Genomic DNA, 22,497 nt, shown 5'->3' with positions numbered 1-22,497 from the left:
AGGCGGAAATCTGGTTCAGTGGAATAAATGCTCGTTCATCAATGAAAAAAGCATCCTCCGCGAAAAATGCAGAGGATGCTGGCTTTATTCAGCGGATAATTCGCTTTCAGTGACCCATTTATGGTTTGTGACGTCTTCATCGGTGTCAGTTGTTTTAAAGTCGACCATGTAGACGGTGGTTGTTTCTGCCGAATCGATCGTGGCCGTGGCGCCGTCCATGCCTTCCATATGATCGGCGGCAATCACCGCTTCATCACCTGGAGAAAGGGGGGCGTCTCCGGGATTCTTCAGTTCTTCATGAATCACCCATTTATGGTTTTCGACCGGTTCGCCGCCTGACGTCGGTGTGAAACTCAACGCGTAGACGGTCGTGTCGTATGCACCGGAGATGGTCGCTTGAGCGCCGTCCATTCCAGGCATATGATCCGCACTTATGATAGCTTGGCTGCCAACAGGAAATGTCGGATTCTCAGCTTCGACCAGTCCTTCCGGCACTTCACCGGAACTGGAATGATCCATTCCGCCGTGCCCCATCTCTTCGTCCATTTCTTCATTCATCTCGATTTGGTTGTCGGGATCTGCCGGGTTCACTGCGTTTTCCGCCGGTTCATTGCAGGCCGCCAATGTGACAGCTGTCAAAGCGGACATCGTCATCAGGAGAAAGTTGTTTTTCTTCATGTGAATCCCTCTTTCATGTGTTTGGTCTTTACACTGTACCCAAAAAATATGCAAATGCTGTGCAGAATCTGCACAAAAAATCAAAACTTTTCTTGTACAATGAATCCAGATGGGAAGACGAAAGGAATGAGCGGAATGAACAGAAAATGGTTTGCAGCTCCTTTGCTGGCAGGCCTGTTGCTTGCAGGATGTGGAGAAGCCGAAGAACCGGAAGAGTCAAACCCGGAGACGACAACCACCGGCGAGACGGAGACGAATGAAACAGCCGAAACCACGGAGGATTTTGAAGTAGCTTTTGATGGCCGCATGGATCATGTCCACGGTATGGGTTATATTGAAAATGAAGAGGGCCTTTATTTTGCCTCGCATCACGGGTTGAAGATTTACCGGGACGGAAAATGGCTGGAAACCAGTGACCATCTCCATGATTACATGGGCTTTAATGCAGTGGATGACGGCTTTTATACATCAGGCCACCCGGGTCCCGGATCGATGATGCAAAATCCGATCGGTATCCAGCGCAGCAAGGACGGCGGCCGGTCGCTCAATCACATGGGTTTTGAAGGAGAAACTGATTTTCATGGCATGGCGGCCGGCTACCGCAGCCACCACTTGTTTGTTATGAATCCGCAGGAAAATTCACAGATGGGACCAGGGTATTTCCGCAGTGAAGACGAAGGAGAGAACTGGCAACAGGTAAGCGGAACAGGGCTTGAAGGCGAGGTTTCTTCTTTTGCGATGCATCCGAGCGATTCGCAATTGATTGCCGCTGCGACCACTGAAGGGATCTTCCTGTCGAAAGACGGTGGGGAAAGCTTCACCCGGCTGACGGAAGATGGAATCTACGGAACCGCAGTTTTCTTCAATGAGGAAGCGTTGTATTACGCAACATATGGCACACAAGCGGAGCTCATCCAGTATACTTGGGAAAAGGATGAAGAACAGGCGTTTGAACTGCCGGATATGCCGGAAGATGGCATCCTCTATGTTGCTCAAAACCCGTCGGATACTGATGAAATAGCCATCTACACAGCTGCGGGGCATGCTTTTATTTCTGAAGATGGCGGAGGTGCCTGGAAGCAGATCTTGAATGCTGGACAAGTTGAAGAATAACAGAAATTTCCTTGATTGGCGGAGGTCCACATGTTCAATAAATTATCCTTGAAAATCGGCTTGTTGTTTTTTGGTTTTATTTTAATCATCGAAGCGCTTTTATTTTCAACGCTTTATTTCACGTTGGTCAATGAACGCGTTGACGAAGTGATGGAGAATTTATTGGCGCGCGGTGAGACACACAGCGATGTGCTGGAGGATAGTTTTGAAGAGATGACGTTAACCCATGTCGGCATTATGGAATCGGCCTCTGATTTTATTGTCGTCATTACCGATGCTTCGGGTGAAATTCTAGTCAATTCCGATGCGTTGGAACCGGAAATGGTGGAAGTGCTCGAGCATACCGATTTCGAAGAGGTGCCTGTCGACGGAGCCATCATCGAGGAAGACTGGCAGGACAAGCGCTATATCGCGACGGACAGTCCCATTACGATAGACGGCCGCCATGAAGGGCATGTCTTTATGTTTGCGCCAACCACCAACATCGAGCGCATCATCGGCCATCTGAAAAACCAATTTCTGTGGATCGGCATGATTACAGTGGTCTTGACCATCATCACCATCCTGCTGCTGTCGCGGTTCATCACGCTGCCGCTGATCCGTATGAAGGAAGCGACGGAGCAATTGAGCCAGGGCAACAACCGGGTGGATCTGACAAATGAACGAAATGATGAGCTCGGGGAATTGGCGAACGCCATCACCAAATTGTCGACGGACCTCGATCACCTGAAAAATGCCCGCAATGAATTCCTGTCGAGCATTTCACATGAATTGCGGACACCACTGACTTATATCAAGGGCTATGCAGATATTCTGGACCGTCCGGACACGACAGAGCGGGAACGCGAAGAATACATGGGCATCATCCGTGAAGAAGCCGCTCATTTAACAGTGCTGGTCGGAAATCTATTCGACTTGGCAAAGCTGGACCGCAATCAATTCGCCATTGAGCAGAACGACGTTTCGATTGCAGCATTGTTGAAGTCGGTGGCACTGTTGGTTAAACCAGCTTTTGACGAACAGCAAATTTCATTGTCCGTCAATTGCGGGGAAGATATCCAGGCCTTTATTGATTCTGAACGCATTCAACAGGTGTTGTTGAACATACTCGACAACGCCCGCAAACATTCAAGTGCGGGTGGCCATGTAGATGTGGAATGCTGTGAAGAAGGGGATGGCATCGCCATTCGAGTCAGTGACCAAGGCCAGGGAATTCCCCAGGAAGAGCTGCCCTTTGTCTTTGACCGGTTGTACCGCGTAGAAAAATCACGGTCACGTGAACGTGGAGGATCGGGGCTGGGTTTGGCAATCGCCAAAGAAATCGTCGAGTCGCATGGCGGCAGAATCCGCATTGATAGCCAATTGAACAAAGGGACCGCTGTTACGATCCGGCTGAAAAGGGGTGGAAATCATTCATAAAGTATTATTGGTCGATGACGAAAAACGGATGCTCGATCTGGTGGCGCTGTATTTGCGGCCATATGATTACCGTTGCGTCAAAGCAGACAGCGGCAAACAGGCACTCGAGCTGTTGAATAAAGAAGCCTTCGATTTGGTGCTGCTGGATATCATGATGCCGGATATGGACGGTTGGGAAGTGTGCCGCGAAATCCGCAAATTCTCCAATGTGCCGATCATCATGCTGACTGCCCGTGAGCAGCAAGAAGACATCGTTAAAGGGCTTCGGCTTGGAGCGGACGATTACATGACGAAGCCTTTTGGAGAAGAGGAATTGCTGGCGCGGATGGAAGCTCTGCTGCGCCGCAGCGCCCCGCCAAAGCGCATTGAATTGGACGGCTTGGTCTGGGAAGAAGAGGGTTTCGAGTTGAGCTTTAACCACCAGCCGATCCGCCTGACACCTAAAGAGTTTTCCATGCTCGGCCTGTTGATGAAAAACCCGAATAAAGTATTCGAGCGGGACCGCTTGCTCGAATTGGTGTGGGGCTTCGACTCGGAAACGGAAGGCCGCACAGTGGATTCACATGTCCGCAACGTTCGAGAGAAAATTCGTCAGGCCGGCTTTCCAATCGACGACCATTTCCAGACAGTATGGGGCATCGGTTATAAATGGATCAATTAGAAAACCGCTGTTGAGAAACTCTCGACAGCGGTTTTCATTGTGCCTTTGGGCTGGTTCGTGCTTCAACTGCCTTACACCAATCGTTCACCCGATACCGACCGTGCTGCATGAATCCCGCTGGCGGCCGCGCCTATGGTTCCGCCGCCAGGGAAAATATGATCGCCGCAGACATACAGGTTGGGCAAACCGGAATGATGCGAAATGGAATTGAACAATGCCGCATCTAAAGTTTGCGGGAAGCCCCCGACGAAGCCATTCGGACGTCCTGCAAAACGTTCCCACGCTTTAGGCGCGCCGCTTTCCATATGGACGATGGCTTCCCGGAATTCAGGGATGGCATCTTGGATGGCCTGGAGCATGCGCTCTGTTAAAACCGCACGCGTCTCTTCGTATTTTTCTTTGCCAATCCACTGGTCTGTCCGCGAATGCGTAGAAATCGTCACGGTCTGAAAACCTTCAGGCGCACGCAATTCATCGCCGGGAACCGAGGAGGACATGAAAAAATGGCCGCCTTCTGCCAGCCCGTCACCTGTTGAAATCTGGCGGAAAGCCGGCAGCGGTTCTTTCAGCTTGGCCGAATCGACCGCCAGATACAGCGTCAGGGTCGCCCACGTCTCGCCGGCAATGCCGTCGCGCAACGAAACTTTCAGTTTAGAAACCAGCTCCGGCGCCAAAATCTTCGGCAATTGCTGGATCGGCACATTCAAGATGACATCCGTTGCTTCATAGACATTGCCGCGATGATCGGTTGCCATCCACAAGTTGCCTTTCCGTTCCAACTTCTCCAGCGTCCGCCGCTTTTTCAGGACACCGCCATTGTCTTTCAGGCTGTCGCCCATCAATTCGGAAAAACGGTATAAGCCGCCGGGCACATAATAGGCCCCTTCATGGTAAATATCAAGCGCCACTGCCGCCAATAAATACGCCACATCTTCGCTGCCGGTCTGCATGCTGTCGATCAGCAGGCCGTCGAGCATATGGCGAAACTCCTGCAAGTCACCAAGTCCATGCTTTTTCAGCCGATGGCCTAGAGTTTGATTAAAGAAAGGCAGAAGCTTGACGTGTTTTGGGCGTATGGATTTTGCCAGAAATGCCCATTCGGCCGCCGTTGAAGGAGGCAGGACAGGGAGCGGGTCCATCAAGGTACGCACAATGGCCGCAGTCTGGTAGATTTCCTTATAGAATGTATGAATCTGATCGCTGTATTCAGGGAAATGTGCCGCAATGCCGTCGACATGGCGTACGCGGTCTTTATGGAACACAAACGTTGCTTCTGGATGGACCATTTCCATGACTTGCTCAAGCGGTTCGATGGCCATCGGTTTGCCGAGAAACCGGAAGACCCGCTCGTGGATGCCTCCCGGTTCAATGCCCATGCCAAGCGTGGCACCGGCAGGAAATAAATACTTATGGCGCTTGAATTTCCCTGCACAGCCCCCGAGTTCCGAAGAAGCTTCGAGCAGCGTCACCGGCCATCCCGCTTTTGCGAGCAACGAACCCGCCGTTAATCCACCGATGCCGGCGCCTATCACCAATACTGTTCGAGCCATCCGAATCCACTCCTTTGGTTCCATTATGTCGAAAAACCCCTATTCCTGCCATCATAAAAGCCCGGCTGCCGGGAATCTCCCAGCAGCCGGGCTTTCAGTAAAAGATTAAGCTACGCTGCGGCAAGCTTCTGCACATTTCTTGCAGGCCTCCGCACATTTTTGGCAGTGGTCATGATCGTGTTTCGCACATTCATCGCCGCATGCTTCACAAATGGCTGCGCAAGCTTGTGCCAACTCAGCAACGAATGGAGAGTTGCGGGTAATGGCGTGTTCCAGATACGCACAAATATCTGCACATTCCCGGTCCAAGCGAATGCATTGCGCCATCATCTTCACATCGTCTTCCTGTAAGCACGCGTCAAAACAGTGGTTGCACGCTGCTGCGCAATCGTGCAAGGTTTTAATCAGTTCTGCATGTTGTTCATGTGCCATCAATAAAACCTCCAGTTTCAGATTTTGTTGCTTCTCTTTTTGATTTCCCTTTCACTTGCTAATTAAACGGAAATCGAGAAACTCCACAAAAACTGCACAATCAGTTTTTTGGCGGCCCTTTTAAATCACGCAGTTGTTCATTGTATTCTTCCTTGGTGATTTCGCCGTTGATATAGCTCTGATGCAGCGCATCAACCGCTCGGTTCGGTCCGCTTGGCTCTGTACTGGCTGATTTTTTGCGTGCTTTAAGCAACGTCAGCCAAAGCAATGTTCCGATTCCGGCTAACAGAACGATAAATCCAACAGCGATGGTTACGCCAAGTGCCGGGTTGCCCGGCGTGAAAAACTCTCCCATGGTCTCCAACTTCCTTTCTGTAACAGACGTTATGGTTTGGTGGATTGTTTCTCCAACTCTTTCATGCGTTTCCGATATTCTTCTTCGCTGATTTCGCCATTGGCATACTGTTCCGCCAGCAGCTTGGATTGCTTATTCTGTGGCGGCAGAATGTCGCGTGGCATGCTTTTGCGGCTCGTGTAGATGACCAAGCCGATAAACGCCATCACCAGAAACATCAAGAATAAAAACATCCACAAGTATAACGGAATTCCGGGGTCGACGGTTTCCATACTCTTCACGCTCCTCCCTGAAATAAAGTCACGCTTTGTTCTCTATTCATTTTACACGTTTCACCATGTGAATAAGAGCACAAATCTACAAATTAGGTTTTTCCTGCGCAAAAAATTACGGATGGAAAATTCTGATAGGTATGCTACGATGGTCTACATATAAAAAGGAGGAACCGCCATGTTCATACATAAAATTGACGAAGACCTGTCCCTCAAACTTCAGGAAATGCGGGATGCCGAACGGATTTTCGAACTAACTGATGCCTCGCGGGACTATTTGAAAGAGTGGCTGCCATGGCTAGATTTCACCACTAAATTGCAGGATACCCAAGACTTCATCAAGTCCGGCAGCAGCAACTTTGTTGAAGGAAAAAGCCTGGGCGCAGTGATTCTCTATCAATGGGAAATCGTCGGAATCGCAGGTTTCAACAACATCAACCATGCCAACAAGACAGCCTACATCGGCTACTGGCTGGGCCATGAATACCAAGGAAATGGCATCATGACCCGCGTCGCCAAAGCCTTGACCGATTATGCGCTGAAAGATCTCCAGTTGAATAAAGTCGAGATCCGTGCAGCAGTCGACAACCACAAAAGCCGCAGCATTCCTGAACGCCTCGGCTATACCGAAGAAGGCACCATCCGACAAGCCGAATGGCTGTACGACCACTATGTTGACCATGTGGTGTATGGGATGTTGGCCTCTGAATGGGAATAGGAAAAGCGGAGGCGGCCGTTTAGCTCTGCCGGGTGTAAGACGATCTGGCGAAGCGGCGTGTTTTCAGTCGCACAGCCAGATTGGCTTACATCCCGAGGAGCTGGCTGCCGGAGTCTGGACAAGGAAAAGCGGAGGCGGCCGTTTAACTCCGACAAGCGCTGGAGGCCTTGCCGGTAATGGCGTTTCTTCAGCCATTTCTGGAAAGGCTGAAGCGACTCGAGGAGCTGGCTGCCGGAGTCTGGACAAAGAAAAGCAGAGGCGCCCGTTCTATGCTGATGATTCTTATACACTTTCATTACCCTATTACCCAAAAGCAAAGCAGTAAACCCGCTGCTTTGCTTTTTTAAAAATGAGCGTAGAATACAAAGTATCAACAGGTTTTTATTCTGACTGGAGGGAATGCATGTGGACACCAGCATCTCCATCAATAAACTCAGCAAAACCTTTGGGAAAACGGCAGTGCTCAAAGAAGTCGACCTGCAAGTTGCAGGCGGCGAGATTTTCGGATTGATCGGTCCATCGGGTTCGGGGAAAACCACTTTGGTGAAGATGATTGTCGGCATCGATTCACCGAGCGGTGGTATGGTAGAGGTGCTCGGCAAACAAGTGCCCAATTTGTCGTTGCTTCAAGACATCGGCTACATGGCGCAATCCGACGCTTTGTATCCGGAACTGACGGGCAGGGAAAACCTGCGCTTTTTCGCTTCACTTTACAAAATGAATCAGGTATTGCTGAAAGAACGCCTCGCCTATGCAGCGGATTTGGTCCAGTTGACTGATGAACTTGGCAAGAAAGTAGCTGCTTATTCGGGAGGCATGAAGCGCCGATTGTCGCTGGCTATCGCTTTGGTCCACGATCCGCAAATTTTGATTCTGGACGAGCCGACTGTCGGCATCGATCCGGAACTTCGATTGTCGATTTGGAACGAATTGATGCTTTTGAAACGCCAGCAGGGAAAAACCATCATTGTAACAACGCATGTTATGGATGAAGCGGAAAAATGCGATCGCATCGCCATGGTTCGTGAAGGCGGAATCCTGGCAACTGGCACGCCGGACGAATTAAAGGCTGCATATGGAGCAGTTGATTTGGAAGGCGTCTTTCTGCAGGCAGGAAGGGGTGCGCAATGAGAATTTTGGCACTGATTAAACGGATCATGCTGCAGCTGCTGCGCGACAAGCGGACAATGGCATTGCTGTTTTTTGCGCCGCTCATCGTCCTGACCCTGATGTATTTCTTTTTCAACGGCGATAATGAAAACCCGCGGCTTGGCGTTGTCGGCGGCACTGAGCTGCTCACCGTTGCTTTGGAAAATGCGTCGATTGATGTGGTTCCCTATAGTGAAGCCGATAATCAAACCGTCATCGAAGATGAATTGGACGGCTTGCTGGAAATAAACGATGGCGGTTTTCAGGTGACATTGGAAAACAATGACCCAGGCACATCACGGGCTTTATTGATGCAGGTGACACAAGCTGCCGCTATGCAAGGGGGAGCGGGAGTCCCTGCAAGCATTGAAGCGGAATACATTTATGGAGATGCGGAGACGGAATTCTTTGATGTTCTCGGACCGATACTTGTGGGCTTTTTCGTTTTCTTTTTCGTCTTCTTGATTTCGGGAATCGGTTTGTTGAAAGAACGGGTGTCCGGAACCTTGGAGCGATTGCTGGCGACGCCAATCCGGCGCTGGGAAATCGTTTTCGCCTATTTGATCGGTTTCGGGATTTTCGCCATCATCCAAACCATCATTGTGGTGTTTTATTCCATTCGGGTTTTGGAGATGGTCATGGTCGGCCAAGTGTGGCACGTCATCGTGATAAATCTTATGCTGGCGTTGGTGGCCTTGTCGCTCGGCATTTTGCTGTCGACTTTTGCATCCTCCGAATTCCAAATGGTCCAGTTCATCCCGATTGTCGTCGTTCCACAAATCTTCTTCGCCGGCATCATCCCGCTCGAAGGCATGGCAGATTGGCTGCAGAACATCAGCCGCATCATGCCGCTGTACTATGCGGCCGATGCCTTGAAAGCCATCATGTACAGAGGGGAAGGGTTGGCGGATGTTTCCAGCAATTTGCTGGCACTCGCTACTTTTGCAGCGGTTTTCATCTTCCTGAACATCATCGCTTTAAAGCGGTACCGCAAATTATGAAATCAAAGCAAGCTGTTCGCTGCGGCGGGCGGCTTTTGCGATTCTTTAGGTTAAAGCAGCCGACTTTATGAGGAGAGGGATTTTAAGTGGTTGATTTGCAGGTCACGCAGGCGGACTGCATCATTTTTCGGGCTTGAACGGGGTTGGAATTCTTGAGGCTTGTAGGGAGCTGGATAGTTGAGGTAGCAGGGGCGGATAGTGAGGTAGAAACGTGGAGTGTTCATGTAGAGGTGTGGAATTCATGTAGAGAGTGAAATAGTTCAGGTGGCCGGCTGAATTAGTGAGGTAGGAGCTCCAGATAGTGAGGTAGAAACGTGGAGTGTTCATGTAGGGATGTGGAATTCATGTAGAGAGTGAAATAGTTCAGGTGGCCGGCTGAATTAGTGAGGTAGAAGCTCCAGATAGTGAGGTAGAAACGTGGAGTGTTCATGTAGGGATATGGAATTCGTGTAGAGAGTGAAATAGCTCATGTAGCGGGATGAATTACTAAGGTAGAAACTCCAGCTAGTCGTGTAGCAACGCGAAATGTTCATGTAGAGGTGTGGAATTCATGTAGAGAGTGGAATAGCTCATGTAGCGGGATGAATTAACGAGGTAGAAACCCCAGCTAGTCATGTAGCAACGTGCTATGTTCAGGTAGAAAGACAAAACCCCTTTAAGAACCTGAATAGCTCATATAGCCGGCTGAATTAGTCATGTAGAAACTTCAAATCACCTTCTAACAACCCATCCGCTCGAGCCGGGATTCAAAAATCCTCGTTAACAGCTACCTCTATCGGGTGACATTTGATAAAATTGATGTGCAGGGAAGTTTTAACCATCCACAGCATCTAAAGGAGAGAGCAATAGCATGAAATACTTTTTAACTGGAACAGTCATCGCTTTGATCGGCGTGTTGGTGGCCTATTTGATGAACGATTGGTCACTGGTCTACATCATCAGCGGCATCGTTGCAGGCGTTGCATTAATTTGGGGCGTCTTGGCATTGGGCACCGGCAAAAATAAGTCCACAAGAACAACAAGTTCAGAAAAACGCCGCGAAAAGCAGCAGCGCGTAACGAAAATGAAAAATTGGGTATTGTTAGCTGTACCGAATATCATCGCAGTCATTGTTAACTTATTTGTGATTTCATAAAGCGGATGGGGTGAGGGGGTGTTAGGGTATTACAGCAGGTTGTCGTCAGAAGTTTATGACCTCGATAAGCCGATCGGCAGTTCGTTCGGGGACATAGAATATTATTTGGAGCGGCTCGCTTCCTGCAACGGACGCATTCTGGAGCCGGCGACAGGAACGGGACGCATGCTCGTGCCCATGCTGGAAAAAGGCTTCCAGGTGGACGGCTTTGATTTATCCGAGGAAATGCTGGATACGTGCCGTGCCAATTGCAAAGCGCGGGGGCTGGAGCCGAAATTGTTCAATGCTAAAATGGAGTCGTTCTCGATGGATGCAAAGTATGCAGCTATTGTCATTCCGACAGGGACCTTCCTGTTGCTTCATGAACGCGAGGCATCGGTGCAGGCGTTGCGCAATTTCCATCACCATTTGGAAGCAGGCGGCCGCTTGATTGTCGATTTGCATGTGCCTTCAAACATCGAACTGGAGAAAACGTCGACGCGGACGTGGCAAGCTGCGAACGGCGATACGCTGACAGTGGAAAGCAAGAAAATCGAAGTGGACTGGATCCGGCAATACTTCATTTCGCAAGGGCGATACGAACGTTGGCGTGAAGGACGGCTTGTCGAAACAGAACTTGAACGTTATCCGATGCGTTGGTATGGCGTTGAGGAATTCAAGGCGGTTCTGGAGAAAGTCGGTTTCAACAACATCAGCATCTCATCAGGCTATCAATTTGGCCAGTATCCAAAAAATGCAGATTCCATCATCACTTTTGAAGCAATAAAATAGAAAAACGAGGCGGATTGCGCCTCGTTTTTTTATGTGTTTAAGGTTATTTTTCAATGTGCAGCAATTTGGCTGCCTTCGCTTTTCTTATCGTTCAGACTCCAGCGCCCAGATTCTAGAGTCATAAGCCCCCTTGGCTATGCGGCTGAAGAAATGCCGCTTCGCCAATGCGTCTTATGCCCGTCGAATCTACATGGGCGCTTCCGCTTTTCGTTATTTCCGATTCAATTCCACTGCATCCCAAATCAGCAGCTTCAGCTCATCCGCCTGGATGTCATCGGCCCGGTTCAGCCGGACATGACGCATTTTTTTGCCGTCGCCTTCCAGTAGATTGGATTCGTCGCGAAGTTCGGCGCCCCGGTAGAAACCGAAGTTGACGTGGTTTTTGGCGGTCTGCATATAGCACACCAGCCCTTCTTTGGCGTAGCTCGGCTTAGCCCATTTAAAGCCTTCGTCCATTTCGGGATAGGCTTCGAACACCAATGTGCGCAGCTGCGCCACGATTTCCTGTGTCGGGCTTTCCAACGCTTCGATAAATTCATCTACTTGCGGATCTTTGATTGGATGCATAGACGGACTCCCCTTAATTCGTTTTGGATGATACCAGTAAAAACCGTACATCTTGTTCCGTTAAGTTGAACCAATAATGTTTTTGGCGTGCATCGAACAGGATCGACTGCTGCTGGGCGAGCTCGGTGCGTTCGCCTTCGACTTCCACAGTCAACACCCCATCCACCACAAATAAAAACTCGTAGCCGCTGTGCGCAAAAGGATTGCCTTCCGAATCACCCGGCTTCAAGGTCACCAGCATTGGTACAAAGCTGGCTTCTTTTACTCCTTGTGACAAATCTTTGTAATAAAACCGTTCGAGGCGCTCGGCCCAATCGATTTCCTCGGTTTCATTCGTAAAAAACAGGCTGGGGTCCACGTTCAGGGCATCCGCTATTTTGCGCAGCGATTCCAGCGTCACGCTTGATTTGCCGCGTTCAACCTGCGACAGGAAACTGATGGAGACATCCGTTTGTTCCGCTAGCTCTTTTAATGTCATCTTGCGCTCCTTGCGAAGGCTTTTCAGTGTAATCCCAATTGTTCCGTCCGACATGCAGAAACCCCTCTTTGCTAAATGTTCTGTTTTCATCATACCGTAGATGGTGGAGAAATAAAATTATGACAAGATATTGACAGAATATTGCTAACTGACTAAACTGTTGAAAAGGGAGAATTAAAGTGTCACTTCAATTTATTCGCAAGGGGGAAATAGAATGGATAAAAAACAAACACGCAAAGTATTGACAGCAAGTCTGGTAGGAAGTTCGATTGAATGGTTTGATTATTTCCTGTACGGTACGATGGCAGCTTTGGTATTCAATCAATTGTTTTTCGTCAATGAAGATCCGACGGTCGGGCTGATGCTCGCTTATGCATCTTTTGCCTTATCATTCTTTATCCGTCCATTCGGCGGCATCATCTTCAGCCATATCGGCGACCGCATCGGCCGCAAAAAGACGCTGGTCATCACCTTAAGTTTAATGGGATTTGCCACGTTCGCTATGGGGTTATTGCCGACATACCAGGCAATTGGGGTTGCAGCACCCATTCTGTTGATTTCGCTTCGCTTGATTCAAGGACTTGGCATCGGCGGCGAGTGGGGAGGGGCGCTGTTGCTTGCAACGGAATACGCACCGCCTGAAAGACGCGGATTTTTCGGCAGTATTCCGCAAATGGGCGTCACCATCGGGATGGTTATGGGAACCTTGGCGTTGTACATCATGACTTTATTGCCGGAAGCGGCATTCATGAGCTGGGGCTGGCGCGTACCGTTCATCTTGAGTGCGTTCCTGGTAGTCTTCGGATTATGGATCCGTAAAGGCATTGATGAAACGCCGGAATTTAAAGCCGTTCAGGCATCCGGTGAAATTCCAAAAGTGCCGATTGTGGAAACCTTGAAATACCACTGGCGCGAAGTATTGATTGCCATCGGGGCAAAAGTTGTTGAAACGGCACCATTCTACATTTTCGGAACTTTTGTGGTATCGTATGCAACAACGAATCTTGAATTTTCAAGAACGGCGACGCTGGCGGCGGTTATGATTGCGACAGTCATCACAACGATTTTAATTCCAATCATGGGTGCATTATCCGACCGTGTCGGCCGCAAAAAGATGTACATTACAGGATCGGTGGCGATGGCGCTATTCGCTTTCCCGTATTTCTGGCTATTGCAGCAAGGGTCTGTAGCTTTATTGATTATCGCGACGATCATCGGGCTTGGCATCATTTGGGCACCGATTACAGCAGTGCTAGGCACGATGTTTTCAGAAATCTTCGACGCCAAAGTGCGTTATACTGGAGTTACATTAGGCTATCAGATCGGTGCAGCACTGGCAGGCGGTACAGCGCCGCTCGTCGCAACATTCCTATTGGCGACATTCGATAATTCCTATGTGCCGGTAGCGCTTTACATCATCCTGACGGCGGTCATTTCACTCCTGTCCATTTGGGCAGTGAAGGATTTGAGCGGCAGACAGGCTCAACCGGAACCAACTTTAGTAACAAAAGAAAGCCGCGTCTAAGCGGCTTATTTTTTTAGGGGGCTATTTACTGTGCTTATCATCAACGAACAGCAGATTCAGCAGCAATACCACATGGAAGACGCCATCCGTGACGTTACGGACATGCTTCGGGCCAAGCAAGAGGGGCAGATCAACAGCCCGCATCGTACAGTTCTTGATTTTCCCGAAAGGCAGGCATCGGCGTTGTACATGCCGAGTGCCGATATGGCGAATAAAATCTCTGGCGTCAAAATCGTCACCATCTTCCCGGAAAATCCGGCACAGGGCAAGCCGACTACGCAAGGCGTCATCTTATTATCCGACGGCGACAATGGCGAGCATGTCGCGATGATGACCGCTTCTTATTTAACCCGCTTGCGGACAGGGGCGCTCAGCGGCATCGCCACCGATTTGTTGGCACGCAAAGAAAGCCGTGTGCTGACCGTCATCGGCACAGGCGCGATGGCATTTGAGCAGGTGCTTGGCGTACTGGCGGTGCGGCCAATCGAAAAGATCATCCTGGTCAACCGGACGCCGGCAAAAGCGGAGCGCTTCGGGGAAAGCCTTGTGGCATTCGGTGTGGAAATTCCATATGTCGTTGAGACCATCGTCTCGTCGGCAGTTCAACAGGCAGACATCATCTGCTGCGCGACACGTTCGAACGAGCCTGTGTTTAACGGGGAAGACTTGAAGCCAGGAACGCATATCAACGGCGTCGGCTCTTACTTGCCTAGCATGCGTGAAATGGACGAAACCACTATCCTGCGCGCCAATAAAATCGTGGCGGATGACATTGCCGGCGTCAAAGACGAAGCGGGCGAACTGATCCACAGCGCGGCAAGCGGCGCCTGGTCATTCGACCAGCTGCATGCAGAACTTGCGCAATTGGTTGCTGGCGACATTGCCGGACGTGAAGCAGAATCCGAAATCACTTTCTTCAAATGCGTCGGCGCCGCTTATTTCGACTTAGCCGTCGCCAAAGGCGTTTACAGCAAAGCAGAAGCAAGCGGAGCGGGCATGAAAGTGGAATTGTAGTTTTTTGAAGAGGGGATCCCGTAAGCGGCAATTGGCGCTTACGGGATCCTTTCATTATGTGGAGGTTTTGGGTTTTACATGAGATTTTTGTGGTGCTACCTGAACTATTTGCGATTCTACATGAAGAGTGAAGATCTTTACCTGAACAAATCTCGTTTCTACCTAAAGCCTTCGCGGCTACACGAACTATTTGCGTTTCTACCTGACATATTCTCATCTTTACAGGAACTCCAACAATCCAAAACCTAGAATGCCGAAAAACGCAGTTCGGCTGCGCGAACTGCGTTTTGCTAAAAGCGGTAGGAGCTTACTCCAAACTAGATGGTTGAACGCAGCAACAAGCTTTTAGGGGATATCTCAAGAAAACGGATAAATATGCAAAACTCTCATAAAAACTTATACACTTCATGGGATATTTTGTATAATGATGGAAAGAGGTGGGAGAAGTGAAGCTGATTAGAGGAGACGTTCTGGGGTATAGAGGGATAACAGTCCCTTATAATTTTATTCGAAATTCTGGAAAGGCAAAAACCTTGGCGATTTTTTTCCGGGAGCAGGATACAAGACCACGTCGCCGTTGTTTCATTTTACAGAGGAAGTCTATCTAAACAGAGTTTATGATGTGCTGTGTGTGGACTATCGTTATGTAGACAAAGAGTACGATGATTTTACCAATGAAGAATTAGACCAGGCAGTCAAAGTGGATGTGGCTGCTGTTTTGGATAAGTTCTTTTTAGATGCTCAATACGATGAGTATTACATAGTAGGCAAGTCGCTGGGAACCATTGCGATGAGTTTGGAAATTAAGAAGCGGCGGTTTGAAAAAGCGAAGCTGATTTGGCTGACACCGTTGATCGACCAGCAGGGAGTGTTGAATGCGATGATTGACAGTCCTCATCCCGCCTTATGTTTTATTGGTGATCAGGATCGTTATTATTCTGAAGAAAATTACCGCAAGCTTGAGGCCAATCCAAACCTGACATCCAAATTGTATCCCGGGTTGAATCATAGTTTGGAGTACGGGGACAGGCCGGTGGATTCCATTGGCATGTTGCAGGACATTATTGCAGACATCGATAAATTTTAATCGAAAAAGCAACGCGCCGATGCGCATCGCTTTTATTCTTCAATATGGCCGATTGGTTTTGCGGGATTGCCGCCGACGATGGTATTGGCGGGTACATCTTTGGTGACCACGGCACCCGAAGCGATGACGGCGTTGTCGCCGATAGTGATGCCGGGATTGATGACAGCACGGCCGCCGATCCAAACATTGTGGCCGATGGTGACGGGTTTGCCGAATTCTTTGCCGGAATTGCGGGCAACCGGATCGAGCGGATGAGTCGCTGTGTAAATGTGGACACCCGGCGCAATCATGCAATTGTCACCGATCCTGATTTCGCAGACATCCAGAAACACACAATCGAAATTGGCGTAGAAGTTATTGCCGACGTGGATGTTAAAACCATAATCGCAGCGGAGATTCGGTTCAACATGGATCAATTCGCCGGTTGAACCAAAGAGTTTTTTCAGCAGAATGGTCCGGTCCTGGCCATCCATTTCGGTTGTTACATTGAACAAGCGGCTAAGGCGGCGGGCATTCATGCGTTTTTGGCGCAGCTCGGAATCCTGCGGATCATACATTTCACTAGCCAGCATCTTTTCTTTTTCCGTTTTCATTCGTCAACCTCCCAGCAATAATCATGATAATCTGATTGTATCATAGCTAATTCAGGAAACATTTAGTAAACTTATGGAATATTCTTTATAATAGAGAGAGATAGGAGTGGGAGTTATGAAAGCAATTAACAACAAAGTCATCGGCTACAAAGGAATCGAGGTTCCTTACACAGTGGTGCTGACAGAGGATTATACAAAGAAGTTGGCGATCTTTTTGCCGGGTGCGGGGTACACCGCAAAAAGTCCAATGTTTCATTTTGCAGAAGAGATTTTCTTGAATCAAAACTATGACGTCTTGCGGGTCAACTATCAATATACAGACAAAGCATACGATGAGTTCACCATGAAAGAATTAAATGAAGCGATTGTCCAGGATGTGCGTTTGGTAATCAGTGAAGTGCTCAAAGGAAGAAACTATCAGGAATTCTACTTGATCGGCAAATCCCTCGGCACCATTGCGATGGCTGCCGAAATGAAGCGTCCGGAATTTAACGAAGCCAAAGCCGTTTGGGTAACGCCGTTAATGAATCAAGAAGACGTACTGAACACCATGGTAAACAGCAGGAATCCTGCCCAATGCTATATCGGCGATAAGGATCGCTACTACTCGCCGGGAGCTTTCGAATTGCTGAAAACGAATCCGAGCCTGGAGTCGACATTGCTGCCTGACATCAATCACCGATTGGATTGCGAAACCGATCCACTCAAATCCATCGATGCGTTAAAGCAAATCATCGCTGGAATTAAGAACTTTTAACCATCCACCATCCGCATAACTGTGGGTGGTATTTTTTTTTAGCTTTGTCGTAGTATTTATTCTGCTATAGTCCAGCCACAAACAAATAAGAGGACGTGTGTTCTCTTTTTCTGTATAATAAGCCTAGTAAAACTTTGTCTGAAGTTGAAAATGATGAAGGGGTGATAAATTGAACAAAAATATGTTGCAATTATTTGAAGAATGCAGAGATGTCCACGTCCTGTATTCGTATGAGGAAACCGAAAAATATATCGAACAAGTCGTGGCTTATGCCAAGCACGGCGTTGAAGCGGGAGATTATGTCATTCTGATTGAAAATCCCCGTTTGACTCCCAAAATACAAACTGAACTCAAGCTTCAACTTTCTGAACAGCAAATGGAATTCATCCATTTTGTAAAAAGTTATGACTTTTATTATTCCAGCGGAAGTTATCATCCGCCAGCGATTCAGGCGTATTTTGAAAAAACGATCGAACCTTATCTGGCCAAACAAGCCACGTTCAGATCTTGGGCGCATGTAGAATGGGCGACGATGGAAGACCCGATCCACTTGGTGAAGGATTTTGAAAAGATCATCGATGTTGCGGTAAAAGAATACGAATTTCCACTGATTTGCGCCTACGCAAACAAATCAATGCCGAAAGATATTAAAAATATGCTGCTCGAAGTGCATCCATATGTTCTGGTAGAAGACGATGTAGTCGTCTCAGATTTATATGCCGCAGCAGAAGCTTAATCACATAGCCTGTGAAACGTGGCAAAATCTATCGTTAACCTCACACTACCGGGAAAGCCCGGTAGTGTTTTTTTGATTTATGCTAGACTCGCCATCGGAAAAATTTCAGCGGAAACAGTCAATGTTATCTATCTGAGCTATTGCTATCTACGGCTTTCTACAAGGATAATTTGTCTCGCTACATGCCCAAGTGGGGCTGCTACATGAACAATCGCCACTCCTACCGCGAAAGACGCCTCTTAAGAAAGCATCCTAATAAAAAGCGTTAGTCATCTTCAACCGAAACGCTTATAAAAATCAATGAATTGCCAACATTTAGTTGGCAATTCTGCAAATTCATGTATGATGTTAGAATAATATTCACTTTAAGGGGAAGAGGGGATTTTGATGGCAGAATGGTGGAAAAAGTCGACGGTGTATCAAATTTATCCGAGGAGTTTCATGGATTCGGATGGAGACGGCATCGGCGACATTAGAGGCATTATTCAAAAACTTGATTACTTGCATGAGCTTGGGGTGGACATTCTTTGGTTGTCGCCGGTCTATGATTCGCCGAACGATGACAATGGCTATGACATCCGTGATTATTATCAAATCATGAAAGAATTCGGCACCATGGCGGATTTTGATGAATTGCTGGAAGGGGTTCATGCTCGCGGCATGAAACTCGTTATGGACCTTGTCGTCAATCACACATCCGATGAACACGAATGGTTCAAAAACCATCCCGACTTTTACATATGGCGCGACGAGCCGACGAATTGGCGTTCATTCTTCAGTGGCTCGACATGGGAATTCGAGAAAGAACGCGGCCAGTATTACCTGCATTTGTTTTCCAAAAAGCAGCCGGATTTAAATTGGGACAATCCGGAATTGCGTGAAGCGGTCTACGAAATGATGCGTTGGTGGCTCGATAAAGGGGTAGATGGCTTCCGCATGGACGTCATCAACATGATTTCAAAAGTGCCGGTCATGCATGATGCACCGGGCGGCGACGGCAGCCATCAATTCATGAATGGTCCGAATGTCCACACCTACTTGAGAGAAATGAACCAGCAGGTGCTGTCGCAATACGATATTGTTACGGTCGGTGAAATGCCGGGCACAACGCCGAAAGAAGCGCGCGAGTACACGGCTGCAGAAAACCGCGAACTCAATATGATTTTTACATTTGAACATATGGGGCTCGATCAGGCATCTGGCGAGAAATGGGATTTGAAGCCGCTGGAATTGACGGACTTGAAAGAGAATTTGGAAAAATGGCAGCATGGCCTCCATGATGAAGGCTGGAACAGTTTATACTGGAACAACCACGACCAGCCACGCATCGTTTCCCGTTTCGGCAACGACACGGACTACCGTGTGGAATCGGCGAAGATGCTCGCTACATGCCTTCATTTTATGCAAGGAACGCCTTATATTTACCAAGGCGAAGAACTTGGGATGACCAATGTGCGCTTTGATTCGATTGCCGATTACAAAGACATCGAAACAGTGAATATGTACGCGGAAAAAAGCGAAGTCGGTATTCCGCACGCTGTCATTATGGAGAAAATTCATGTTAAAAGCCGCGACAACGCCCGGACGCCGATGCAATGGTCGGCTGAGCCGAACGGCGGATTTACAACCGGGACGCCTTGGCTGAAAGTGAACCCGAATTACACGGAAATCAATGCTCTGCAGCATAAAGATCCAGAGTCGATTTATCAGTATTACAAAAAACTGATCGGTTTCCGCAAAGACATGGACATCATCACGCACGGCAATTTTGAACTGCAGTACCGCGAAGACGATGAACTGTTTGCCTACACGCGTTCATGGAATGATGAATTGCTGACGGTTTACTGCAATTTTTCGGACCAGCCAAAAGCGGCAGCTCGCCCTGAAGGCCATGTGCTGATCGGCAATTACTCAGCTGATGCCGGTGAAGGGGATATTTTGTTGAGACCGTACGAAGCGGTTGTTTATTACAAATAAAAGCGTAAATGGAGGAAAAGCTATGGCAAACGTATTAGGCGTCGACATTGGTGGAACAAAAGTCCGCATGGGTGTCATTGATGACAAGGGACAGATTTTATACGACGAACAGATTCCAACCGAGATTCCGTTGTACCCGTATCTGGAAGCGAATATCCTGCGCATGCTGGAGGCGAGGCCAGAAATCGATGCAATCGGCATCGGCACACATGGCTTTGTCGATCCGAAGCAAGGCAAAGTCATCTATGCTGCGGAAACATTACCGGGCTGGACCGGCACACCAGTTAAGGAATGGCTGGAGAAGGCAACAGGAAAGCGCGTCGAAGTGGAAAACGATGCAAATGTTGTCGCACTTGCGGAAGCGAAGTTTGGTGCGGCGCAAGGACTGGACCGCGTGGTCGTCTTAACGCTCGGCACAGGCCTTGGCGGTGGCGTGTTATGGGACGGAAAGCTTTTGAGCGGCGGCCCTCATGGAGGAGCAGCTGAACTTGGCCATATGATCCTTTATCCAAATGGCGTGAAATGTGCATGCGGAAGACTGGGCTGCAGCGAAATGTACGTTTCCGGCACGGCATTGCGCCGCCGGATCCGCGAAGCGGGGCTGGACATCACGCCGCCTGAACTGTTTGAGAATGCGGAGAAAGATCCGGCAGCAAAAAAAGTAGTGGAAGAGTTTACAGGCGACTTGGCCCTTGTCATCAGCAGCCTGCAGGCAGCATTTGATATGGAAATGGTCATTATCGGCGGCGGTGTTTCCGAAGCAGCGGACTTATGGATGGAGCCTTTCCAACGGCAGCTCAAACCGATGTTATTGAATCCGTTGCAAGTGGAAGTGGCGCGTTTTGAAAACGATGCAGGCATTTTAGGTGCTGCATTGCTGGTGTTGGAAAATGAATGATCCGCAGAAAAGCAGTGACGGCCTAAGAGCTGTTGCTGCTTTTTTCTGCTCGTGCTAAAACGCAAATTAACCAAAAAAAAAAGAAATTATTTTTTAATTACATATTGTGCAAACGTTTTCATGGTGGTATGATACAAATAATTAATTATTGGAAACACGGTTCAGAGGGTTTCCATTTTTTATTTACGACTTTGTGCAAACGATTGCATAAAAACCAAAAGGGGGAGTTTGGGATGAAGGATTTTAAGTTCAGCAAGGGGTTAGTGGCATCATTGATGTTGTCGGCAGCAGTATTGGCGGGGTGCAGCAGCGACGGGGAAGAAGCTTCAGGTTCAGGAAGCGAAGATCAGGTAACGGTTGATATTTTCCAGTTCAAAGTGGAATTTAAAGACCAGTTTGAAGACGTAGTGGCGCTTTACGAAAAAGAGAACCCGGACGTCAATATTGAAATCACTACTGTCGGGGGCGGAGAAGATTATGGCGCGGCACTTCGTTCACGCTTTGCATCCGGAAACGAACCGGCAATCTTCAACATCGGTGGACCTCAGGACGTTGCGGACTGGAAAGACAATTTGTCTGACTTGGCTGAAACAAAAGCAGCGGGAGCCGCACTTGAAGGCACACTGGACGGCGTAACGGTTGAATCTGAAGTGCTTGGACTTCCTTATAACCAAGAAGGATACGGCTTTATCTACAACACACGCCTGTTTGAAGAAGCCGGAATCGATCCGGCGTCCATCACAGATTTCGCATCACTTGAAGAAGCTGTGAAAGCATTGGATTCGAAAAAAGACGAATTAGGACTTGAATCGGTTTTTGCTTTTCCAGGAAAAGAAGCATGGGTAACAGGACTTCACTTATCGAATACATTCCTGGCACCTGAATTCGACAACAATGTATTGGCGGCATTTGACGCAGAAACTGTCGACTTTAAATACGCAGACGGTTACAAGAAAATCGTCGATCTGCAAAACGAATATTCGAAACAGCCGACTGTGAGCCTTGATTATTCTCAACAAGTCGAAGAACTGTTCTCTCTTGAGCGTGTAGCGATCATCCAACAAGGAAACTGGGCTTACGGCTCAATCGCTGGAATTGACCCTGAACTTGCAGACAGCGGTGTCGGCCTGATGCCGATTCCTGTAGAAGGTCTGGATAACGCAGGCTTACCGGTTGGCGTACCGATGTACTGGGGCGTAAACAAACAAGCGGACGAAGATGTCATCAGAGAATCAAAAGAATTCTTGGATTGGCTTTATACTTCAGACGCTGGAAAAACAGCAGTAGTGGAAGACTTTAAATTCATTCCTGCCTATGAAGGGTACGATACTTCAAAAATCTCCGATCCAATGTCGAAAGCGATTTATGATGCATCCGAGTCAGGCAACACAATCGGTTGGGTGTTCATGGGCTATCCGACTGGATGGGGTGAAGATGAACTTGGCGCAAGTATCCAAAAATACTTGAGCGACGAAGCAAGCTGGGACGAAGTCATCGAATCAGCTAAAGAAGCTTGGAAAACAAGCAGAGCTGAATAATAACATAACAATCCGGTTTTCATCATGAGCGTGATAAACAAAGTAGCCTCTGTGCTACTTTGTTTTGTTACCG

Annotated in this window: 24 protein-coding genes; 16 read left to right on the top strand and 8 right to left on the bottom strand. The window is 48.4% G+C overall.

Features of this window, described 5'->3' with window-relative positions; translation table 11 throughout:
* Positions 1 to 84: 84 nt before the first annotated feature.
* Positions 85 to 678: a YdhK family protein gene (locus tag QMA01_RS14985; protein WP_290215389.1), complete on the bottom strand. Its 594-nt coding sequence runs from the start codon at positions 676 to 678 to the stop codon at positions 85 to 87.
* 135 nt (positions 679 to 813) lie between these two features.
* Between QMA01_RS14985 and QMA01_RS14980 the strand changes: the two genes are divergently transcribed.
* Genes QMA01_RS14980 through QMA01_RS14970 form a run of 3 tightly spaced genes read left to right on the top strand, consistent with a single transcriptional unit; the run spans position 814 to position 3,871 of the window.
* Complete coding sequence (locus QMA01_RS14980; protein WP_290215388.1) at positions 814 to 1,791, top strand: F510_1955 family glycosylhydrolase; 978 nt, start codon at positions 814 to 816, stop codon at positions 1,789 to 1,791.
* A gap of 30 nt (positions 1,792 to 1,821) precedes the next feature.
* Positions 1,822 to 3,210 (top strand): sensor histidine kinase, encoded by a 1,389-nt coding sequence (locus tag QMA01_RS14975; RefSeq protein WP_290215387.1) that lies wholly within the window; start codon positions 1,822 to 1,824, stop codon positions 3,208 to 3,210.
* On the top strand, positions 3,203 to 3,871 hold the full coding sequence (locus tag QMA01_RS14970) for a response regulator transcription factor (protein ID WP_203341172.1): 669 nt from the start codon (positions 3,203 to 3,205) through the stop codon (positions 3,869 to 3,871). Before QMA01_RS14975 ends, QMA01_RS14970 begins: the two co-directional genes overlap by 8 nt.
* Positions 3,872 to 3,942: 71 nt before the next feature.
* On the opposite strand, the gene QMA01_RS14965 is transcribed toward QMA01_RS14970, so the two are convergent.
* The 4 genes from QMA01_RS14965 to QMA01_RS14950 all read right to left on the bottom strand — a co-directional run bounded on the left by QMA01_RS14965 (position 3,943) and on the right by QMA01_RS14950 (position 6,480).
* Positions 3,943 to 5,421, bottom strand: coding sequence for a phytoene desaturase family protein (locus QMA01_RS14965; protein WP_290215386.1), 1,479 nt, complete (start codon positions 5,419 to 5,421; stop codon positions 3,943 to 3,945).
* Positions 5,422 to 5,526: 105 nt separating this feature from the next.
* Complete coding sequence (locus QMA01_RS14960) at positions 5,527 to 5,853, bottom strand: four-helix bundle copper-binding protein (RefSeq protein ID WP_191716379.1); 327 nt, start codon at positions 5,851 to 5,853, stop codon at positions 5,527 to 5,529.
* Positions 5,854 to 5,953: 100 nt separating this feature from the next.
* On the bottom strand, positions 5,954 to 6,208 hold the full coding sequence (locus QMA01_RS14955) for an SHOCT domain-containing protein (RefSeq protein WP_191716378.1): 255 nt from the start codon (positions 6,206 to 6,208) through the stop codon (positions 5,954 to 5,956).
* Positions 6,209 to 6,237: 29 nt separating this feature from the next.
* Complete coding sequence (locus tag QMA01_RS14950) at positions 6,238 to 6,480, bottom strand: SHOCT domain-containing protein (protein WP_290185376.1); 243 nt, start codon at positions 6,478 to 6,480, stop codon at positions 6,238 to 6,240.
* A 178-nt stretch (positions 6,481 to 6,658) separates the two neighbouring features.
* Between QMA01_RS14950 and QMA01_RS14945 the strand changes: the two genes are divergently transcribed.
* The 5 genes from QMA01_RS14945 (at position 6,659) to QMA01_RS14925 (ending at position 11,254) form a co-directional block, all read left to right on the top strand.
* Positions 6,659 to 7,198, top strand: a complete 540-nt coding sequence (locus QMA01_RS14945; protein ID WP_290215385.1) for a GNAT family N-acetyltransferase — start codon at positions 6,659 to 6,661, stop codon at positions 7,196 to 7,198.
* A gap of 405 nt (positions 7,199 to 7,603) precedes the next feature.
* The gene (locus QMA01_RS14940; protein ID WP_290215384.1) at positions 7,604 to 8,329 is read left to right on the top strand and encodes an ABC transporter ATP-binding protein; all 726 of its coding nucleotides are present in this window, start codon (positions 7,604 to 7,606) and stop codon (positions 8,327 to 8,329) included.
* Entirely contained in the window at positions 8,326 to 9,348 is a 1,023-nt protein-coding gene (locus QMA01_RS14935) for an ABC transporter permease (RefSeq protein WP_290215383.1), read from the top strand. The genes QMA01_RS14940 and QMA01_RS14935 overlap by 4 nt, the downstream gene beginning before the upstream one ends.
* An 850-nt stretch (positions 9,349 to 10,198) precedes the next feature.
* Positions 10,199 to 10,483 carry a DUF5316 domain-containing protein gene (locus QMA01_RS14930; protein WP_290215382.1) on the top strand — a complete coding sequence of 95 codons (285 nt, stop codon included), beginning with the start codon at positions 10,199 to 10,201 and terminating at the stop codon, positions 10,481 to 10,483.
* A gap of 18 nt (positions 10,484 to 10,501) precedes the next feature.
* On the top strand, positions 10,502 to 11,254 hold the full coding sequence (locus QMA01_RS14925; protein ID WP_290215381.1) for a class I SAM-dependent methyltransferase: 753 nt from the start codon (positions 10,502 to 10,504) through the stop codon (positions 11,252 to 11,254).
* 210 nt (positions 11,255 to 11,464) lie between these two features.
* Here the strand turns inward: QMA01_RS14925 and QMA01_RS14920 are convergent, their stop codons facing one another.
* A complete protein-coding gene (locus QMA01_RS14920; protein ID WP_203341113.1) occupies positions 11,465 to 11,821 on the bottom strand; it encodes a DUF1801 domain-containing protein in 357 nt (118 codons plus the stop codon).
* A 13-nt stretch (positions 11,822 to 11,834) separates the two neighbouring features.
* Positions 11,835 to 12,353, bottom strand: coding sequence for a helix-turn-helix domain-containing protein (locus tag QMA01_RS14915; protein ID WP_290215380.1), 519 nt, complete (start codon positions 12,351 to 12,353; stop codon positions 11,835 to 11,837).
* Between the two features lie 160 nt (positions 12,354 to 12,513).
* Between QMA01_RS14915 and QMA01_RS14910 the strand changes: the two genes are divergently transcribed.
* The 3 genes from QMA01_RS14910 to QMA01_RS14900 all read left to right on the top strand — a co-directional run bounded on the left by QMA01_RS14910 (position 12,514) and on the right by QMA01_RS14900 (position 15,925).
* Complete coding sequence (locus QMA01_RS14910) at positions 12,514 to 13,824, top strand: MFS transporter (RefSeq protein WP_290215379.1); 1,311 nt, start codon at positions 12,514 to 12,516, stop codon at positions 13,822 to 13,824.
* Positions 13,825 to 13,854: 30 nt separating this feature from the next.
* Complete coding sequence (locus QMA01_RS14905; protein WP_203341110.1) at positions 13,855 to 14,838, top strand: ornithine cyclodeaminase family protein; 984 nt, start codon at positions 13,855 to 13,857, stop codon at positions 14,836 to 14,838.
* Positions 14,839 to 15,469: 631 nt separating this feature from the next.
* The gene (locus QMA01_RS14900; RefSeq protein ID WP_290215378.1) at positions 15,470 to 15,925 is read left to right on the top strand and encodes an alpha/beta hydrolase; all 456 of its coding nucleotides are present in this window, start codon (positions 15,470 to 15,472) and stop codon (positions 15,923 to 15,925) included.
* Positions 15,926 to 15,957: 32 nt separating this feature from the next.
* Here the strand turns inward: QMA01_RS14900 and QMA01_RS14895 are convergent, their stop codons facing one another.
* Positions 15,958 to 16,518: a maltose acetyltransferase domain-containing protein gene (locus QMA01_RS14895; RefSeq protein WP_290185391.1), complete on the bottom strand. Its 561-nt coding sequence runs from the start codon at positions 16,516 to 16,518 to the stop codon at positions 15,958 to 15,960.
* A gap of 115 nt (positions 16,519 to 16,633) precedes the next feature.
* Here QMA01_RS14895 and QMA01_RS14890 point away from each other — a divergent pair, with 115 nt between their 5' ends.
* The 5 genes from QMA01_RS14890 to QMA01_RS14870 all read left to right on the top strand — a co-directional run bounded on the left by QMA01_RS14890 (position 16,634) and on the right by QMA01_RS14870 (position 22,424).
* Positions 16,634 to 17,275 carry an alpha/beta family hydrolase gene (locus QMA01_RS14890; RefSeq protein WP_290215377.1) on the top strand — a complete coding sequence of 214 codons (642 nt, stop codon included), beginning with the start codon at positions 16,634 to 16,636 and terminating at the stop codon, positions 17,273 to 17,275.
* Positions 17,276 to 17,444: 169 nt separating this feature from the next.
* Positions 17,445 to 18,011: an MEDS domain-containing protein gene (locus QMA01_RS14885; RefSeq protein ID WP_290215376.1), complete on the top strand. Its 567-nt coding sequence runs from the start codon at positions 17,445 to 17,447 to the stop codon at positions 18,009 to 18,011.
* A 387-nt stretch (positions 18,012 to 18,398) separates the two neighbouring features.
* Positions 18,399 to 19,988: a glycoside hydrolase family 13 protein gene (locus tag QMA01_RS14880; protein ID WP_290215375.1), complete on the top strand. Its 1,590-nt coding sequence runs from the start codon at positions 18,399 to 18,401 to the stop codon at positions 19,986 to 19,988.
* Positions 19,989 to 20,010: 22 nt separating this feature from the next.
* Positions 20,011 to 20,886 (top strand): ROK family protein, encoded by an 876-nt coding sequence (locus QMA01_RS14875; protein ID WP_290185399.1) that lies wholly within the window; start codon positions 20,011 to 20,013, stop codon positions 20,884 to 20,886.
* A 233-nt stretch (positions 20,887 to 21,119) separates the two neighbouring features.
* Positions 21,120 to 22,424 (top strand): ABC transporter substrate-binding protein, encoded by a 1,305-nt coding sequence (locus QMA01_RS14870; protein WP_290185401.1) that lies wholly within the window; start codon positions 21,120 to 21,122, stop codon positions 22,422 to 22,424.
* Positions 22,425 to 22,497: the final 73 nt, after the last annotated feature.

The sequence above is a fragment of the Planococcus notacanthi genome (assembly GCF_030407825.1).
Lineage (GTDB): Bacteria > Bacillota > Bacilli > Bacillales_A > Planococcaceae > Planococcus > Planococcus notacanthi.
Note: the sequence above shows the minus strand (reverse complement) of the source record. Positions and strands in the feature narration are given on the sequence as shown.

What these genes read in the sequence shown, in the direction of transcription:
- QMA01_RS14960 (WP_191716379.1), bottom strand. Translation starts at nt 5,853, where the DNA reads ATGGCACATGAACAACATGCAGAACTGATTAAAACCTTGCACGATTGC.
- QMA01_RS14930 (WP_290215382.1), top strand. Translation starts at nt 10,199, where the DNA reads ATGAAATACTTTTTAACTGGAACAGTCATCGCTTTGATCGGCGTGTTG.
- QMA01_RS14945 (WP_290215385.1), top strand. Translation starts at nt 6,659, where the DNA reads ATGTTCATACATAAAATTGACGAAGACCTGTCCCTCAAACTTCAGGAA.
- QMA01_RS14955 (WP_191716378.1), bottom strand. Translation starts at nt 6,208, where the DNA reads ATGGGAGAGTTTTTCACGCCGGGCAACCCGGCACTTGGCGTAACCATC.
- QMA01_RS14985 (WP_290215389.1), bottom strand. Translation starts at nt 678, where the DNA reads ATGAAGAAAAACAACTTTCTCCTGATGACGATGTCCGCTTTGACAGCT.
- QMA01_RS14975 (WP_290215387.1), top strand. Translation starts at nt 1,822, where the DNA reads ATGTTCAATAAATTATCCTTGAAAATCGGCTTGTTGTTTTTTGGTTTT.
- QMA01_RS14950 (WP_290185376.1), bottom strand. Translation starts at nt 6,480, where the DNA reads ATGGAAACCGTCGACCCCGGAATTCCGTTATACTTGTGGATGTTTTTA.
- QMA01_RS14895 (WP_290185391.1), bottom strand. Translation starts at nt 16,518, where the DNA reads ATGAAAACGGAAAAAGAAAAGATGCTGGCTAGTGAAATGTATGATCCG.
- QMA01_RS14880 (WP_290215375.1), top strand. Translation starts at nt 18,399, where the DNA reads ATGGCAGAATGGTGGAAAAAGTCGACGGTGTATCAAATTTATCCGAGG.
- QMA01_RS14870 (WP_290185401.1), top strand. Translation starts at nt 21,120, where the DNA reads ATGAAGGATTTTAAGTTCAGCAAGGGGTTAGTGGCATCATTGATGTTG.
- QMA01_RS14980 (WP_290215388.1), top strand. Translation starts at nt 814, where the DNA reads ATGAACAGAAAATGGTTTGCAGCTCCTTTGCTGGCAGGCCTGTTGCTT.
- QMA01_RS14910 (WP_290215379.1), top strand. Translation starts at nt 12,514, where the DNA reads ATGGATAAAAAACAAACACGCAAAGTATTGACAGCAAGTCTGGTAGGA.
- QMA01_RS14965 (WP_290215386.1), bottom strand. Translation starts at nt 5,421, where the DNA reads ATGGCTCGAACAGTATTGGTGATAGGCGCCGGCATCGGTGGATTAACG.
- QMA01_RS14875 (WP_290185399.1), top strand. Translation starts at nt 20,011, where the DNA reads ATGGCAAACGTATTAGGCGTCGACATTGGTGGAACAAAAGTCCGCATG.
- QMA01_RS14915 (WP_290215380.1), bottom strand. Translation starts at nt 12,353, where the DNA reads ATGTCGGACGGAACAATTGGGATTACACTGAAAAGCCTTCGCAAGGAG.
- QMA01_RS14935 (WP_290215383.1), top strand. Translation starts at nt 8,326, where the DNA reads ATGAGAATTTTGGCACTGATTAAACGGATCATGCTGCAGCTGCTGCGC.
- QMA01_RS14920 (WP_203341113.1), bottom strand. Translation starts at nt 11,821, where the DNA reads ATGCATCCAATCAAAGATCCGCAAGTAGATGAATTTATCGAAGCGTTG.
- QMA01_RS14890 (WP_290215377.1), top strand. Translation starts at nt 16,634, where the DNA reads ATGAAAGCAATTAACAACAAAGTCATCGGCTACAAAGGAATCGAGGTT.